The 16,951-nt window shown below is 50.5% G+C and carries 14 protein-coding genes; 8 read left to right on the top strand and 6 right to left on the bottom strand.

Annotated features, from left to right (window positions below; all coding sequences use genetic code 11):
* The 3 genes from AC6R1A_RS06785 to AC6R1A_RS06775 form a co-directional block, all read left to right on the top strand.
* Window positions 1-635, top strand: a 635-nt coding sequence (locus tag AC6R1A_RS06785) for a phosphotransferase (RefSeq protein WP_500646164.1), incomplete at its 5' end; no start/stop codon positions are given.
* Between the two features lie 106 nt (window positions 636-741).
* Window positions 742-1,281 (top strand): alpha/beta hydrolase YcfP, encoded by a 540-nt coding sequence (gene ycfP / locus AC6R1A_RS06780; protein WP_500632670.1) that lies wholly within the window; start codon window positions 742-744, stop codon window positions 1,279-1,281.
* Window positions 1,282-1,671: 390 nt separating this feature from the next.
* Window positions 1,672-2,961, top strand: a complete 1,290-nt coding sequence (locus AC6R1A_RS06775; RefSeq protein ID WP_334552508.1) for an NAD(P)/FAD-dependent oxidoreductase — start codon at window positions 1,672-1,674, stop codon at window positions 2,959-2,961.
* A gap of 65 nt (window positions 2,962-3,026) precedes the next feature.
* On the opposite strand, the gene AC6R1A_RS06770 is transcribed toward AC6R1A_RS06775, so the two are convergent.
* The 5 genes from AC6R1A_RS06770 to AC6R1A_RS06750 form a co-directional block, all read right to left on the bottom strand.
* Window positions 3,027-3,299 carry a DUF4282 domain-containing protein gene (locus tag AC6R1A_RS06770; protein ID WP_500630287.1) on the bottom strand — a complete coding sequence of 91 codons (273 nt, stop codon included), beginning with the start codon at window positions 3,297-3,299 and terminating at the stop codon, window positions 3,027-3,029.
* 144 nt (window positions 3,300-3,443) lie between these two features.
* Window positions 3,444-3,983, bottom strand: a complete 540-nt coding sequence (locus tag AC6R1A_RS06765; protein WP_500632669.1) for a GNAT family N-acetyltransferase — start codon at window positions 3,981-3,983, stop codon at window positions 3,444-3,446.
* 33 nt (window positions 3,984-4,016) lie between these two features.
* Entirely contained in the window at window positions 4,017-4,841 is an 825-nt protein-coding gene (locus AC6R1A_RS06760) for a peptidoglycan binding protein CsiV (protein WP_500632668.1), read from the bottom strand.
* A gap of 99 nt (window positions 4,842-4,940) precedes the next feature.
* On the bottom strand, window positions 4,941-8,396 hold the full coding sequence (gene mfd, locus AC6R1A_RS06755) for a transcription-repair coupling factor (protein WP_500632667.1): 3,456 nt from the start codon (window positions 8,394-8,396) through the stop codon (window positions 4,941-4,943).
* Between the two features lie 8 nt (window positions 8,397-8,404).
* Window positions 8,405-8,971, bottom strand: a complete 567-nt coding sequence (locus AC6R1A_RS06750) for a PilZ domain-containing protein (RefSeq protein ID WP_500632666.1) — start codon at window positions 8,969-8,971, stop codon at window positions 8,405-8,407.
* A gap of 163 nt (window positions 8,972-9,134) precedes the next feature.
* On the opposite strand from AC6R1A_RS06750, the gene lolC reads away from it, so the two are divergent.
* The 3 genes from lolC to lolE are packed head-to-tail and all read left to right on the top strand — an operon-like array spanning window position 9,135 to window position 12,267.
* Window positions 9,135-10,343 carry a lipoprotein-releasing ABC transporter permease subunit LolC gene (lolC, locus tag AC6R1A_RS06745; protein ID WP_500632665.1) on the top strand — a complete coding sequence of 403 codons (1,209 nt, stop codon included), beginning with the start codon at window positions 9,135-9,137 and terminating at the stop codon, window positions 10,341-10,343.
* Window positions 10,336-11,022, top strand: coding sequence for a lipoprotein-releasing ABC transporter ATP-binding protein LolD (lolD, locus tag AC6R1A_RS06740; protein ID WP_500630281.1), 687 nt, complete (start codon window positions 10,336-10,338; stop codon window positions 11,020-11,022). Before lolC ends, lolD begins: the two co-directional genes overlap by 8 nt.
* Window positions 11,023-12,267 carry a lipoprotein-releasing ABC transporter permease subunit LolE gene (gene lolE, locus AC6R1A_RS06735; protein WP_500632664.1) on the top strand — a complete coding sequence of 415 codons (1,245 nt, stop codon included), beginning with the start codon at window positions 11,023-11,025 and terminating at the stop codon, window positions 12,265-12,267. It abuts the gene before it with no gap.
* Window positions 12,268-12,402: 135 nt separating this feature from the next.
* On the opposite strand, the gene AC6R1A_RS06730 is transcribed toward lolE, so the two are convergent.
* On the bottom strand, window positions 12,403-12,933 hold the full coding sequence (locus AC6R1A_RS06730; RefSeq protein WP_334552499.1) for a DUF2062 domain-containing protein: 531 nt from the start codon (window positions 12,931-12,933) through the stop codon (window positions 12,403-12,405).
* Window positions 12,934-12,995: 62 nt separating this feature from the next.
* Between AC6R1A_RS06730 and AC6R1A_RS06725 the strand changes: the two genes are divergently transcribed.
* Complete coding sequence (locus AC6R1A_RS06725; protein ID WP_500632663.1) at window positions 12,996-15,170, top strand: DNA internalization-related competence protein ComEC/Rec2; 2,175 nt, start codon at window positions 12,996-12,998, stop codon at window positions 15,168-15,170.
* Window positions 15,171-15,202: 32 nt separating this feature from the next.
* Window positions 15,203-16,951: a lipid A ABC transporter ATP-binding protein/permease MsbA gene (gene msbA, locus AC6R1A_RS06720; protein ID WP_500632662.1), complete on the top strand. Its 1,749-nt coding sequence runs from the start codon at window positions 15,203-15,205 to the stop codon at window positions 16,949-16,951.

Below are 16,951 nucleotides of genomic sequence, written 5' to 3'. Positions count from 1 at the left end.
TCCTCTCTGCACTCGAACACAATCCCATCGCACCTAAGCCGCATTACATTTGCGAACAAGGGCTATTGGTGGATTGGATCGAGGGTATTCCGCTGAGAGACGGCCTGTCGTTTGATGATCTGCTCGATACCATGGTGAGCGTTCATCAAGCCAACACACAACGTATTCCCGTCGCGCCGTTTAACTATACGGCCCGGGTTGATCATTACTGGATATTGATTGACGACACGCTCAAATCGGACTCGATTCGTGGTGTGTACGAAACGTGTCGCCGTGCGCCCAGTTTGGCGGATGTCGGCCATGTACTGTGTCATTTTGATTTGGCTGGGTACAACATGGTACGCACCACGCAAGGCATCACGGTGATCGATTGGGAATACGCATGCATCGCTGATCCTAGGCTGGATCTGACACTCAGTATCGACGTGTGTCAGCACGACCCTCAAGACGCGGTTTTTCGTTACTGTCAAAAACGAGGGGTAGAAGGTATTGATGATTGGGTCGAAGGCGTCATGGCTTGGCAGCCCAGAGCAAAAATGATGGCCATGCTTTGGTATCTTCTCGCTTACCAGTTGTGGGGGGAAGAGCAATATTTGACCGAGGCGACCCGGCTTGAAGGCTTATTTTGTAGCTAAGATCACTGTTTAGTGGTTTTGCAACGATAAAGTAAAATTTAACCCTACTATTTCTGGTAGATTTGGTCGTGGTAGAGTTGGAAGTATTAGGTTCGAGGGAATTAGAATGATTATTTATTTGCATGGCTTTGACTCCACAAGCCCAGGTAACCACGAAAAAGTCTTACAGTTGCAGTTTATTGATGACGATGTTCGTTTCATTAACTACAGCACATTGCACCCGAAACACGATATGCAGCATCTACTCAAAGAAGTGCACAAAGTGATTGAACAGTCGGAGGATACCTCTCCACTGATCTGCGGTGTGGGTCTTGGTGCCTATTGGTCAGAGCGTATTGGATTTTTGTGTGGCATCAAGCAGGTGATGTTTAATCCTAATCTTCATCCTGAGCGCACCATGCAGGGCCGGATCGACCGCCCTGAAGAGTATGAAGACATTGCGACCAAATGTGTGCCAGAGTTTCGCAGTAAAAATGCGGGCCAGTGTTTGGTGATCCTCTCTAAAGAGGATGAAATTCACGACAACAGTCAAACCGCCGAGGCGTTAGCGCCGTATTACGAAATCATTTGGGACGACACCCAGAGCCACAAATTCAAAAAGATCTCTCAACACCTTCAGACGATGAAAGCGTTCAAACAACGCTAATCATCGCGAGCACTTAACCATCAAGAGCGACAGGGTTTATGCCTGTCGCTCTTTTTGTCACCACTTGTCATTAATCCCTACAAAGTTAAGTGAGATAATCACATTCTCCTGTTGCGTGGCGCATTTTGCCCTATATAATGACTTCACTATAAATTTTTTGATAAATATCAAAAAAAATTGAGAGCAAGTAAAAAACTTGCCCCAAAAAACGAGTTGAGCGGCAAAAATGCCCGCTATTGAACGCCAATAACAAGCCTCATATCCGAAAACGTCATGCCAGAGTGCGAATCACGCACCGGTTAGGGTGAGTAACCGCATGGCAAGAGAGAATTTTCTCGAGCTGAGTAATCGGCTCGAATCATGATTATTTATATTTAGAGGAACGTTATTGTGACACGAATTATCGTTGTAGGCGGTGGTGCAGGCGGCCTGGAGCTTGCTACCAAACTGGGTCGTACATTGGGCCGTAAAGGCCGTGCGCAAGTCACCTTGGTTGACCGTAAGGCAAGCCACTTGTGGAAACCCTTGCTGCATGAAGTTGCGACAGGTTCACTGGATGAAGGTGTGGACGCGCTAAGCTACCGTGCGCACGCCAAAAATCACCACTTTGATTTCCAAATGGGTGCGCTCAAAGACATTGACCGCGAGCGTAAAGTGATCACACTGCACGAGCTGAAAGATGAGCATGGCGAACTGCTGATGCCAACGCGTGAGCTTGAGTACGATCTTCTGGTGATGGCCATTGGTTCTACCTCCAATGACTTTAACACGCCGGGCGTGCGTGACAACTGCATCTTCCTCGATAGCCCAGAGCAAGCGCACCGTTTCCGCACCGAAATGAACAATGAATTCTTAAAGCTGCACGCGAAAAATGGTCAAGGCACCGTGGATATCGCGATCGTAGGTGCAGGTGCAACCGGTGTTGAACTTTCTGCTGAGCTGCACAATGCAGTGAAAGAGTTGCGCACTTATGGTTTTGGTGACTTGGACTCAAGCAAGCTCAACGTCAACCTTGTTGAAGCGGGTGAGCGTATTCTTCCGGCTCTGCCGCCACGCATTTCAAGTGCTGCCCATCAAGAGTTGACTAAGCTTGGCGTCAACGTGCGCACCGCGACTATGGTGACCAAAGCGGAAAAAGATGGCCTAGTGACCAAAGAGGGCGACAAAATCCCAGCGCAAATCATGGTTTGGGCTGCGGGTATCAAAGCGCCAGATTTCATTAAAGACATTGCAGGCTTAGAGACTAACCGCATCAACCAATTGGTGGTGAAAAGCACCTTGCAAACGACGCGTGACGATGACATTTTCGTGATTGGCGATCTCGCGCAATGCACGCAAGAAGACGGCTCGTTTGTGCCACCTCGTGCCCAGGCTGCACACCAAATGGCAAGCTGTGCGTTTTCCAATATTGTGGCGAAGATGAACGGCCGAGAGCTCAAGCCTTATGTCTACAAAGACAAAGGTTCACTGGTCTCTCTCAGCCGCTTCTCGACCGTTGGTAGCCTAATGGGCAACCTAACCAAAGGCTCAATGATGGTGGAAGGCCGTATCGCTCGCGTAGTTTACATTTCGCTCTACCGCCTACACCAAATGGCACTACACGGGATGTTCAAAACCGCGCTCATCATCCTCATGGGCCGCATCAACCGCGTGTTGAGACCCAACCTTAAGCTTCATTGATCAAAACAAGAAGAGCGCCGATTGGCGCTCTTCTCTTATACGGTTTTGAACTCAACGAATCAGTGTTAGACGTTTGATTCGTCTTTTGCCTCTTTTAGTGCCTGCAAATTTTCGTTGATCTTGAAGATAACAATCATCAATTCACACCAAATGCGAGCGCCAATCGCCCCACCAACCATCGTTAGCAATCCCAGCATAAAGGTTTGAAAGGTCACACCGCCGTATCCACTAAACATGGTTCCAATGCCAGAGATAATCGCAATGAGAAGCAGCAACCAGTAAAGTCCGGTGACTAGCTTTGGAGTGAGCATAGATTTAAACGAAAATATCGATTCCATTCTTAGATTTCCTTTCATAGATAAAGGGAGTAATCATGCCACAGTTTATGGCTCAACCTAGGACAAAGAGTCTGACGCCTGACACGAATTTGGCGTAAGTTATTGGCTAATCAGTAATTAACTGCTTTTATGATGAGGTTAAACTCAACCTGGAATCATTGAAAACACCACCCCCTCTTTAGGCTGGCCTTGGAAGACAAAGCGATTTTTCGCCCGAGCTTCCAGTGTTGCGCCGCACTTAATGGCGAGGTGTTGACTGGGGAGGTTGTCTGGGTCGCAGACGATTTCGACACGGGTCAGTTTGAGTTGGGCGAAGCAGAACTCCACAAGCGCATTGAGCGCTTCTTGGCCGATGCCCTTGCCTTGGAACTCATCGGCTATCCAATAACCGATACTCGCCATGTTGAAAGTGTGGTAGAGCTCATTGATGGCGACCATGCCCACCAAAGCGCCGGTTGCGCGTTGGAACACGCCAAAACCGTAGGCTTGAGATTTCACCCAGTTGAGTCGGGTTTGCAACAAGAAGGCTTCAGCGTCCTCAAGGGAGAACTCGGGGTGGCACCAGTCAATCCATTGGTGCAGGCTTGCAGAGTGCGCAACCAGATGCTGAAAAATCTCAGCATGCTCAGCGTCAATCAAGCCAAGTCGCAGGTTCGGGGTGATGATTTGGTAATCGGGTGACATAAACAACAGCCCTCACGAGGAGGACTGACAGTATTACTGCGCGACGCGGCGAACTTGGATAATCACGCCTATGAGAGGGTGATCTAAGTAGTGTGTTTCGGTACTGCGCATGCGGCGCTTTTGGTCGAAACGGTAAGACTTCAAGAAAGCCTGGGTTTCGACGGTTGGTGTGATGTCTTCCATCAAGCCCGCTTGGACCACCGCATTATCTTGCATACTATCTTGTGTGGCTTCTTGTGTGGCTTCTTGTGTGGCTTCTTGTGTGGCATCTTGTGTGGCAACGTTGGTTTGGATCGGTGCATCAAGAACCACTTCACGTACGCTTGGCGCTTTTAAATCAAGCTCGACATCGGCGTAAAGGTAATGCTCAACATACACTTGAAATGTACCGTCGAGTTCAAACAGCGGCGCTGGAATACTCTCTTCGGTTACCCCATCAATGACACTGGAGGTGGCATTACTGCCCGCAGGTGAGCCATCAACATTAAACTGATTGGAGTAATCTTTTCCTGCTTGAATGTGAAACACCGGCGCACCGAAACGGCCTTGGTCGCCTTGACGCCAAGCGGTGTGCATCAGTACATCAAAGCCCGCGTGACGTTTCAGCTTTTGCACTTGCTCACCAAGTTTATACTGTGAGTAAGGCAGTAACGTGACCTGCTTACTGGCTCTGAAACTGGCATCAGAAAATTTGCCCGCGCGCTCAAGACTGATCTCTGGCGGGTTATTCGGCCAAGATTCCGCAGTCATTTCTGGGTTGACGGCACGTTTAAAGATGATCACTTCAATATCAAATTGACGCTCGGCCCAAGAAGGCATCGCGACGAAAAAAAGCAGCAGGGTAATCAGCTTTTTCATTCCAACTCCATTGAAGAGGTAGCGTGTACCTCAAAATTGTTCATAGTCCGCAAGCGGCGCGCATTGCTGTTTCTTAATTCAAGCCCTGATGCCGAATGCTTAGGGCAGTCGATTTTGCTTGAATTCGCCTAGCATATCACTAACAAACTGAATTCGCTTGCGTCTGTCGACTAATGGTAGCGTAAACTTGAATTTGGTTGGGCCATCCATTGCGAATTTTTGCGGTTGTGATTGCAGTAGTTTAACCAGATAGACGGGGTTAATGTCAGCATCCGGATAGAACTCGATAAAACCGCCTTTTTCATGCGCTTCGATCTTCTTCACTTTAAGTTGCGCCGCTTCAATTTTTAACGCGGCTACCGAAAGCAGGTTTTTGGTGGCATCGGGCAGTGGACCAAAACGGTCTATCAGCTCAACTTTTAGCTCATCTAACTCATCTTGACTGCTGACGCTGGCGATCTGTTTGTACATCGACAGGCGCGTATTAACGTCAGGCAAGTAATCATCCGGCAGTAAGGCGGGTAGACGCATTTCCACTTCGGTTTGCTCGCGCAGTAGATCATCCAACGAAGGCTCTTTACCCTCCTTGAGCGCCTCGACCGCTTGTTCGAGCATTTCCATGTAGAGAGTAAAGCCAACCGATTGAATTTGGCCACTTTGCTCATCACCCAGCAATTCACCTGCACCGCGGATCTCTAAGTCATGGGTGGCAAGGGTGAAGCCTGCTCCTAAATCTTCCAGCGAGGCGATGGCTTCAAGACGTTTGACGGCGTCCTTGGTCATGGCTTTAGGGTGAGGGGTCAGCAAGTAGGCGTACGCTTGATGATGCGAACGTCCGACACGGCCGCGTAATTGGTGCAACTGCGCAAGACCTAGGTTGTCCGCGCGGTCCATGATGATGGTGTTGGCTGTCGGGACGTCGATACCAGTTTCAATGATGGTGGTACAGACTAAAACGTTGAAGCGCTGATGGTAGAAGTCATTCATGATGCGCTCAAGCTCGCGCTCACGCATTTGACCGTGTGCAGTAGTAATACGCGCTTCCGGGATGAGCTTTTCAAGATCCGCCGCCACTTTATCGATGGTCTCGACTTGGTTGTGCAAGAAGTACACCTGACCACCACGCATGATTTCACGCAGCACGGCCTCTCGAATCGTCGCATCGTCATTTTGACGGACGAAGGTTTTGATCGCTAAGCGTCTAGCAGGTGGCGTGGCAATGATTGACAGATCGCGCATGCCACTCATCGCCATGTTCAAGGTGCGAGGGATAGGCGTTGCGGTCAGCGTTAGGATGTCGACATCCGCGCGCATCGCTTTCATTTTCTCTTTTTGACGCACACCAAAGCGGTGCTCTTCATCGACAATCAATAGGCCTAAATCGTTGAAGACAATATCATTTGAGAGCAATTTGTGCGTTCCGACTACAATGTCTACTTTGCCATCTTTGACATCTTGTAGCACTTGCTTTTGCTCTTTGGCGGTTTTAAAGCGCGACAGCACTTCAACGCGAATCGGCAGGTTGGCAAAGCGGTCACGGAAGTTTTCAAAATGCTGCTGCGCCAGTAGGGTGGTTGGTACGAGCACCGCAACTTGCTTGGCGTTGTCCGTGGCAACAAACGCCGCACGCATGGCGACTTCGGTTTTACCAAAGCCAACGTCACCACAGACCAAACGATCCATCGCTTTGGCTTGGCACATGTCAGACAGTACCGCGTTAATCGCCATCGCTTGATCGTCGGTTTCCTCAAATGGGAAGCCCGCTTTAAACGTTGCGTATTGTTCACGGTCAAGGGCAAACTTATGCCCGGGTTTGAGCTCGCGCTTGGCATAAACATCCAGCAATTCGGCGGCAACATCACGCACTTTCTCTGCGGCTTTACGCCGTGCTTTGCTCCAAGCATCGCCACCGAGTTTATGCAGCGGCGCTCCGTCCTCGGCACCGCCAGAGTAGCGGCTAATAAGGTTAAGCGAGGCAACGGGGACGTAAAGTTTGGCTTCGTTTTGGTACTCTAGCGTCACGTATTCAGTGACCATCCCACCTGCTTCAAGGGTTTGCAGACCGATGTAGCGGCCGATCCCGTGGTCGATGTGTACCACAGGTTGACCCTCTTTCAATTCGGCTAGGTTGCGAATGACCGCATCGCTGTTGGTGACTTTGCGATCTTTGCGGCGGCGCTGTATGACGCGATCGCCCAATAAGTCGCTTTCACAGACGAGAGCGACTTGCTCATCGCCAAACAAAAAGCCATGTTCAGAGGCGCCGATGACTAAGGTATGTTTGTCCTTACTCTCTAGCGCGTCGGAAAAACTGTGCTTAAGTTCAGGGCGCAACTTGATACGTTGCAATAACTCAAGCAGTGCCTCGCGGCGACCTTCTGACTCCACCGAAAAGACAATCTTACCGCGATAGTGTTCGACGAAATGCCTCAATGCGGCTAAAGGTTCTTTGTGCTGATGCTGCACAAAGAGATCGGGTAAAGGCTCAATGTCTACATTGGCTCGGCCTTGCTTGGCGGTGATGGGCTCGACAGAGAGCTCAACTTGGGCAAGGGGTTTAAATTGGCTAAACAGTTCGTCTTTTTTCAGCCACAACTCTTGTGGCGGCAATAACGGACGCAAAGGATCGACTTTGCGCTGTTCATAACGGTAGTCGACATCGGTTAAGAAGGTATCGATGGCTTGCTCTATATTGCCCACCGTCAACAGTTGGCTACCCTCTGGTAGGTAGTCAAACAGGGTTTCGGTGTGATCGAAAAAGAGTGGCTGCCAATACTCTATCCCCGCTGGCCAAGTACCTTTAGAGACTTGCATGTAGACAGACTCGGGCTCGCGGCGCGCTTCAAAGCGCTGACGCCATCGGATGCGAAAATCTTCAATCGCGGCTTCGGTAGTGGGGAACTCATGCGCTGGTAGCAGGCGGATCTCTTTGCGCTCTTCAATCGAGCGTTGGTTCTCCGGATCGAAGGTGCGGATAGTGTCGATTTCATCATCAAAGAAATCAATTCGGTAAGGATCGCTTGAGCCCATAGGGAAGAGGTCCAAAATCGAACCACGACTCGCGTATTCGCCGGGGCCAAACACTTGCTCAACGTGGCGATAGCCGGACTTCTCCAGTTGCAGGCGCAGTTTGTCGAGTGAGTACAAGTCTCCAGTTTTGACCATCAAGGTGTGGGCAAGCAAAAACTCACGCGGCGATTGGCGCTGCAGCAAGGTGTTCACCGGCACTATGGTGATGCCCGCGTTCAGCGTTGGCATTTGGTACAGGTGCGCTATGCGATCCGAGATGATTTCTTGATGGGGCGAGAAGCTGTCGTAAGGCAAAGTTTCCCAATCGGGGAAGAGGGCGACCGACTCACGAGTAAACTGCTCGATTTCTTGTAGCAATCTCAGCGCCGTTTGTGGATCGGGCACGGCTAACAGTGTGTGGCCTGAGTGTTGATTCGCCAACTCAGCAATCGCAAGTGGTAAGCTGGCGCCCTTGAGGTTACCAATCCGTTTCTTGTCCCCAGCACCTTGTGCTGATGCTAAGTTCAATAAAGATAGTTGTGGCATAGCAGTCGTTATTTTTCTCGATTGATGGAGCGTTGGCGCAGTAGCTTTTGTTGCTGCAACAAGGCGGCTTTAATCAGCAGATCTTGGTCGCTATCACGCAATAAGTCGTATTTGACTGTAATGAGGTAGCCATTATTGTCTGCCTCGCATTGAGTGACGTGCCCGTAGCAGTAGATGGCCGCCGCTGGGCTATCTAAAAAGAGTTTCAGGCGTAACTTGCTGTTGAGCGCAAGCGCGGTTTGTGCTTGATAGCTCAACTGGCTGGCACCAAATGCGCTGGTGTGAAAACGCAGGGCTTGATCATCTTGCTGAGAGAGCATAAAGGTCAACAGTAGGTTGAGCTTTGAGTTCTGCGTGTCGAGCAGTTCAATGACATGTTTGAAATCGCTGTTTTTTAGCTCACTGCGCGCGTGATCGTTGAGTAAATCCAGATGGCTAAATTCACTCGCCACTAAAAAGGGGGCGGGAATCTCGCGCTCAAACTGGTCAAAGCAAGGAAAGTCAGCACCTGCCTCTAGAGCCTCGACATTGATGGCGAGCGCGTGATTGACGGTGAAATATTCTTGTTCTGACATGCGTTTTCCTTGCGAGTTTTTTCTGATTATCGTCATACCAGAGCGTTTATCAAGGTATGCCTTTGTTTATTCCACATTTTCACCGCCATTTTGCAATTAAACACTACAACCCACGCAGATTAATGGGTAGAGTAAACGCCATCAAACATTGATGGTTGGTTTTATGTTTCATCCAGTCTCGACCTTTATCGGGCTTCGTTATTTACGTGGACGATCGGGTGACCGGTTCAGTCGCTTCGTCTCTTATATGTCAACCGCGGGCATTACTATTGGCGTGATGTCGCTGGTGACGGTGTTGTCGGTGATGAACGGTTTTGAGTCGCAGCTTAAAAGTCGCATCCTTGGTGTTCTGCCGCAAGCCATCGTCTCGAATAGTGATGGTCATACTGTTCGTTCGGATACGCCGCCTGAGTTTGTTCGTGCGCTTTCTCCGTCTTCTACGCCGACGCCGATCGTTCAGAGTGAGGCGGTGATTCAAAGCGCAGAAAGTTTGAGTGCTGGCTTGATGGTAGGCATCGACCCGAATCTTGACCGTTCGATTGCCACGCACCTGTACGCGGGTTCGGCAGGGGAGCTGCAAACCGGGGCTTACCGCATCCTGATTGGCCAAACCTTGGCGCGAGGGTTGGATGTCTCGGTGGGTGACAGAGTGCGTCTGATGGTCACTGGCGCCAGTCAGTTTACGCCGCTTGGTCGTATTCCTAGCCAGCGTCTGTTTACGGTGGCAGGGATCTTTAACACAGGGTCAGACATCGATGGCCAACTGATGATGGTGCACATTGACGATGCCGCCAAACTGCTGCGCATGAAAAGTGATGAGATGTCAGGCTGGCGACTCTATTTCGACGACCCATTTATCGTCAGTGAGCTTGGGCAAAAGTCTCTACCAGAGCTGTGGCAGTGGCAAGATTGGCGTGATCAGCGTGGGGAACTGTTCCAAGCGGTACGAATGGAAAAAAACATGATGGGGCTGATGCTAGGCCTAATCGTTGGTGTGGCAGCATTTAACATTATTTCCGCCCTTATCATGGTGGTGATGGAAAAACAGTCGGAAGTGGCCATCTTAAAAACGCAAGGCATGCAAAATCATCACATTTTGGCTGTTTTCATGGTGCAAGGTGCAAGCAGCGGCATCATTGGCGCATTCATTGGTGGTGGCCTTGGTGTGCTGCTGGCGACGAATTTAAATGCGTTGCTTGATGCAGCGGGTATCGCGTTATTTGCGGTCGGCGGCGAGTTGCCGATCGTTATCTCCTGGCCGCAAATTCTCTTAGTGGTTTTGCTTGCGATTGCGCTTAGCCTAGCGGCGACCTTGTATCCTTCTTACCGAGCATCCTCGGTCAAACCTGCTGAGGCATTAAGATATGAGTAATCTCTTACGTTGTGAACATGTGTGTAAAACTTACCAAGAGGGCGAGTTAAGTACGCAGGTGTTAAAAGGGGTCAGCTTCGATATTGAGCGCGGCGAATTAGTGTCAATCATTGGCACATCGGGCTCGGGGAAAAGTACTTTGCTGCACATTTTGGGCGCGCTCGATGATGCTAGCGAAGGCCATGTGACATTTTTGGATCAGCCGCTCGCCGAGCTGAGCTCTAACAAGCAAGCGAAATTACGCAACCAGCATTTAGGGTTTGTTTACCAATTTCATCATCTATTGGCAGATTTCAGCGCATTAGAAAATGTCGCTATGCCACTGCTGATTGGCGGCATGCCCGTGTCAGAAGCCAAACAGAAAGCGGCCGCGCTGCTGGACAAAGTGGGCTTGACCCATCGCATCGACCATCGTCCATCGGAGTTATCCGGTGGAGAACGCCAGCGGGTGGCGATTGCGCGCGCCTTGGTCAATAGCCCCGATCTGGTCTTGGCGGATGAACCGACTGGTAACCTTGACCATAAAACGGCGCTGGCGATTTACGATTTAATGCGCGAGCTCAATCGTGAATCAGGAACGGCTTTTTTAGTCGTGACCCACGATGGTGAGCTGGCGGAAAAAATGGATCGTCAGCTGCATATGCAAGATGGTCTGCTGATCGATATTAAGGAGTCGTAAGTGTTGTCTTCTTTGTCACTGTTTATCGGTGGTCGATTCAGTCGCGCAAAACAGCGCAACAAAATGGTGTCGTTCATTTCCATCTCCTCGACCATTGGTATTGCTGTTGGCGTTGCGGTGATCATCATTGGTTTGTCTGCAATGAATGGTTTTGAACGCGAGCTAAAAAATCGCGTATTGTCGGTGATTTCTCACGGCGAGTTCGAAGGCGTGCGCGGCCCACTCAACGAGTGGCCAAACGTGATTGAGCGCGCTCAGCGACATCCGAAAGTGGAAGCAGCTGCGCCGTTTGTCAAAATGACAGCGTTGGCGGAAAAAGGCAGTGCATTAAAAGCTCTTGAGGTGCGAGGCATCGACCCCGAAGCGGAAGCGCGGATTTCCAGTTTGGCGGAATTTATTGACCCGCAAGTCTGGGCAGAGTTTAAACCTGGACAACAGCAAGCCATTATTGGGCAAGGTGTGGCGGATGCGCTCGGCGCAAAGACGGGTGACGCCATTACACTGATGATTCCTACGGGTGGTGCGAGTCGACAGGTTCAGACCCCACGTCGAGTGCGAGTGACCATCGCAGGGATGTTGCAACTGAATGGTCAAATTGACCACAGTCTGATTTTAGTTCCGCTTCAGGATGCGCAGGAATATGGCCGTTTAGATAATGCCGTGACTGGGGTAGCGCTCAAAGTGAGCGATGTCCTAGACGCAACGGCGATTGTGCGTGAAGTGGGAAATACGCTAGATGTGTATGTTTACTTGCGCAGTTGGCAGCAAAAATACGGCTTTTTGTACCGAGATATTCAATTGGTGCGCACCATTATGTATTTGGTGATGGTACTGGTGATTGGTGTAGCGAGCTTTAATATCGTCTCGACCCTGATGATGGCCGTTAAAGATCGCGCAGCCGAGATCGCGATTTTACGCACCATGGGAGCCACCGATGGATTGGTTCGTCGGATTTTTGTCTGGCAAGGTGTCTTCTCAGGCGTGCTTGGCAGTGTGATTGGCAGTATTTTTGGCGTACTCGTGGCGTGGAATTTGACCTCTCTCATCCAGGGGCTGGAGTCGCTAACGGGGCACCAATTTCTTTCTGGCGACATTTACTTTGTCGATTTCCTTCCCTCTGAACTTCACGGCTTTGATGTGGCTTTGGTCTCTTTGACGGCCATCACCCTAAGCTTACTCGCCACTTGGTATCCCGCTTCTCGGGCGGTCAAACTGCACCCTGCGAGCGTTCTCAGAGCGAAGTAGCGATGGTGTTGTGTTTGTCCTGCAAAGCGAACAGTGAGAACAGAAAAAGGACCCGCGGGTCCTTTTTTCATCTTGATTCAACACGCCTTGCATCAGAATGTGTGAATAGGGTGGGTATGCGTTGGTCTCTATCTGCTATTTTTTCAGCATTCTCGGTATTCTGAACTTTCGTTTTTGCCAACTACGGACAACTGAGTAGCGCCACAGCGCTTTGATGCCAAAATAGCCCAACATGGCGGAGACAATCCCGCAGATCAAGCAGCCGAGCAGGAATGGCGGGCCAATGGTGCTCATCTGTTGCAAGATGAACTCCCAAGAGAGTTCAAAGTGAAAGCGCTGCGGTGGGGTATGCATTACCCAAGTGCCCACTTTGTAGGCGAAGTAAAACATCACCGGCATGGTGATTGGGTTGCTGATCCAGACAAGCGCAACGGAGAGTGGCAGGTTAACGCCGCAAGCAATCGCTAACCCAGCAGACATGATCATCTGACTAGGCAGTGGGACAAAAGCCATAAACAACCCCACGGCGAAAGCACCTGCCGCTGAACGGCGATTCAAACACCACAAATTCGGGTTGTACAACACGTTGCCAAAAACCTTTAGTGCCTTTTGACGCTTGATTAACTCATGGTCAGGCATAAAGCGTTTGATGAATTTTCTTGGCATAGGGGACTATGGCTCACTATCTAATCAGTTGTTGGACTCTTGCTTCTTTTTCGGCGACCGTCATGAGCGCCGCAATTTGGCCAGCTATGCCAGATTGGATTTGGAGTGGCCTTAATGTCGGCCTCCTCGTGGTCTCTATTTGGATTCGTATGCTTCGAATCGGGTGGGGAATCAATGCCGGTCTGTTGTTAGTGATGCTTCATGGTCACTTAATTCACCAGCAAATAGAAACGCTCTTCCGTGCAGGGCCAGATATTACCATAAACGCGAAAGCTGACAGCTTTTTTAAACAAATAAGTCACGGCTTTAGAGGCGAAATTGTAGTTAGATCAATCAATGGCCAAACATTGCGCAGTTTGATGCCACTGAAAGTTCAGTTTATATCGCCAATTGCTCTGCTGCCGGGCGATGAAATCGACGTTAAAGTGCGCTTAGAGCCTGTCGTCGGCTTACTTAATGAGGTGGGGTTTGATGCTGAAAAGCAGGCGTTGTCACGCCGATGGTTAGCCACCGCGGTAGCGCCTGCGAAGACGCATTTTATCGTGCGCAGCCTGCCCACTCTTCGAGCGCATTACTATCTTTTGCTGGAGCGTGCCATAGCGCCATACTCGCAGCGCGGTTTGATTGAAGCGTTGACCTTTGGCGCTCGGCATCATTTAAGTACGGCGCAATCTGCTCAGTTGGCGCGCAGCGGGCTTGGCCATCTGATTGCCATTTCTGGTCTGCATATCGGCATCGCGTTTGGATTAGGGTGGTGGTTGGGGAGGGGGGTATTCATGCTATGGCCTAGGGCAAACGTGGCGCCGCTCATTTTGGGGCTTACTGTCGCTACTTGCTACGCTTGGCTCGCAGGTTTAACGCTACCCACTCAGCGCGCCTTACTGGCATGCTTGTTGACTGTGGGACTGCTGCTGGTCAAGCGCTATTGGCCGCTGCGGCTCAAGTGGTGTCTGGTGACTGCGATCTTGTTACTCTTTGACCCTTTCGCGCCCTTGTCTCTCAGCTTTTGGATGTCGATTCTGGCGGTGGCGATCATCTTCGTGTTTGTTTCCAGCCGCTACGCACAAACCGGTGCGCTTGGCAGTATGCTGCGCTTACAGGTTTTCTTTCTGCTTTTCATGACACCACTGACGATACTGTTTTTTGATGGCGTCAGTCGTATCGCGTTTCTCACTAATCTGGTCTGTGTGCCGCTGTTTTCGTTCATTATCATTCCTCTCACTCTGCTCGCGTTGCTGGCCCAGTTGCTATTCGATTGTTCGTTGTTGTGGCCGTTAATCAATAGGTTGTTGCAATGGGTGTCGAATGCTTTGGGTCATTGGGACTTGTGGTGGTGGGTCGAAGATGATTGGGCAATGCTGTTCGGAGTGAGCGCTCTGCTAGCGCTGGCTTCTGTCTGGGTACGCAAGCGGGTGTTGTTGCTGATTTTTGCTGTGACGGCGATGGGGCGGATAGAATTTGCTCCCAAGCCATTATGGGAGATGTGGATACTCGATGTCGGGCATGGTCTCGCCGTTGTGATTCGACAAGGCGAGACCGCGCTGGTTTATGACACGGGCAGCGCTTGGCAAGACTCGAGCTATGCGGAGCAGATCATCACGCCATTGCTTTACAAGCGGGGAATTCGCCGTGTTGACTATCTTATTCTCAGCCATATGGACTGGGATCATGCCGGTGGTTGGCAGCCATTAGTGGCAGAGTGGCAACCGACACTCATCAGCAGTCAACATGGCGTAGGCGATGTGCCCTGTCGTCAAGGTCAAACCCTACAGTGGCAGCGTTTGACGCTTGAGGTCTTATGGCCGCCAACACGAGTCTCTCGAGCGTTCAATCCGCACTCTTGTGTTATTCGAGTGAGCTCGCCAAAGGCGTCGGTATTACTGACCGGAGACATTGATGCCATTGCTGAGTGGCTATTGCTCCGAGAGCCGCAATATCTGAAGGCCGACATCCTCATAGTGCCCCATCATGGCAGCCGGACCTCGTCTTTGCCCGCGTTTATCGACGCCGTTTCACCGAGGTTGGCTTTAGCGTCGTCAGCGTATCGAGGGCGCTGGACACTGCCACACCCATTGGTGGTGGAGCGCTATCAAATTCGTGGTATTGATTGGCGTGATACCGGTACCTTTGGCCAGTTGACGGTGAAATTTTATCCAAACGAGTGGTTTGTCCGTGGGATTCGAGAGGTCAAAGGCCGGGCATGGTATAGGCAGATGCTGCGTAACGGAGTAGAATGACCGCAATATTGTAAGAAAAATAAAGCCTTTCTATGTCACAACACCAAGATGAAACCACCTGGACCACGTTTAAACGATTGTGGACATACATTCGCCTGTACAAAGCGGGTCTCCTGGTCGCGATCATTGCGCTTGTCATTAATGCCTTTGCGGACACCTACATGATCTCCTTGCTCAAGCCTTTGCTCGATGAAGGGTTTGGTGATGCAGACTCCAACTTTTTGCGCACGCTACCGTTTATCATTTTGGGGATGATGGTGCTCAGGGGCTTGAGTGGATTCGTCTCAACCTACTGTTTGAGTTGGGTATCGGGCAATGTGGTGATGCTGATGCGTCGCCGTATCTTTGCTCAGTTTATGCATATGCCGGTGTCGTTTTTTGATAAAGAGTCGACCGGTGGTTTACTGTCTCGTATTACCTATGACTCCGAGCAGGTGGCAGGTGCAACCAGCCGTGCGTTAGTCAGTATCGTGCGTGAAGGCGCGAGTATTATTGGTTTACTTGTCCTAATGTTTTGGAACAGTTGGCAGTTATCTTTAGTCTTGTTTGTCGTCGCTCCCGTGGTGGCATGGGGGATTGGCGTGGTCTCCAAACGTTTTCGCCGTATTTCAAAAAATATGCAAGATGCGATGGGCAACGTTACCTCTTCGGCGGAGCAGATGCTGAAAGGCCACAAAGTCGTATTGAGTTATGGCGGTCAGGATGTGGAAACCAAGCGTTTTGACGAAGTGAGTAATCGCATGCGCCAACAGACGATGAAGCTTGTCGCTGCTCAAGCGATCGCCAATCCGGTGATTCAAGTGATCGCGTCGATGGCATTGGTGGTGGTGCTGTTTTTGGCTAGCGTCGATTCGATTCGTGCTGACCTGACGCCGGGCACCTTTACGGTCATCTTCTCTGCCATGTTTGGCTTGATGCGCCCTCTGAAATCTCTCACTAACGTCACCTCAGAATTTCAGCGCGGTATGGCGGCAAGCCAAACCTTGTTTGGCCTGATGGATCTTGAGACTGAGAAAGATACCGGTCAATACAGCACGGATAAAGTCCGCGGTGATATTGAAGTGAAAGACGTCACCTTCACCTACGGTGGCAAAGAGAAACCGGCACTCAGCCAAGTGAGCTTTTCTATCCCGCAGGGTAAGACGGTAGCGCTGGTGGGTCGCTCGGGTTCAGGCAAAAGTACCATTGCCAATCTCTTTACCCGTTTTTACGACGTTGATTCAGGCACCATCTTGCTCGATGAGCACGACATCCGCGATTACAGCCTAAGCAATCTGCGCAGTCACTTTGCCCTTGTGTCGCAAAATGTGCACTTGTTCAATGACACCATTGCCAACAACATTGCTTATGCGGCGAAAGACAAATACAGCCGCGAGCAAATCGAAGAAGCCGCGCGTCTGGCGTACGCGATGGATTTCATTGAAGGCATGGATGACGGATTAGATACTGTGATTGGTGAAAACGGAACTAGCTTGTCAGGCGGTCAACGTCAACGTATCGCGATTGCGCGAGCGTTGCTGCGTGATGCCCCTGTACTGATCTTGGATGAGGCCACATCGGCGCTAGATACTGAGTCTGAGAAGGCAATCCAGTCCGCACTCGATGAACTGCAGAAAAACAAAACGGTGTTGGTGATTGCGCACCGACTGTCGACCATTGAAAATGCGGATGAAATCCTGGTTGTTGATGAGGGTGAAATTGTTGAGCGTGGCTCACACGCTGAGCTGTTGTCCCAAGACGGTGCGTATGCGCAGCTTCACCGTATTCAATTTGGTGCTTAA

This window comes from Vibrio sp. R10-SG3-ISO3 (assembly GCF_059834225.1).
The sequence above is the reverse complement of the archived record's forward strand: the minus strand, read 5'-3'. Positions and strand labels throughout refer to the sequence as shown.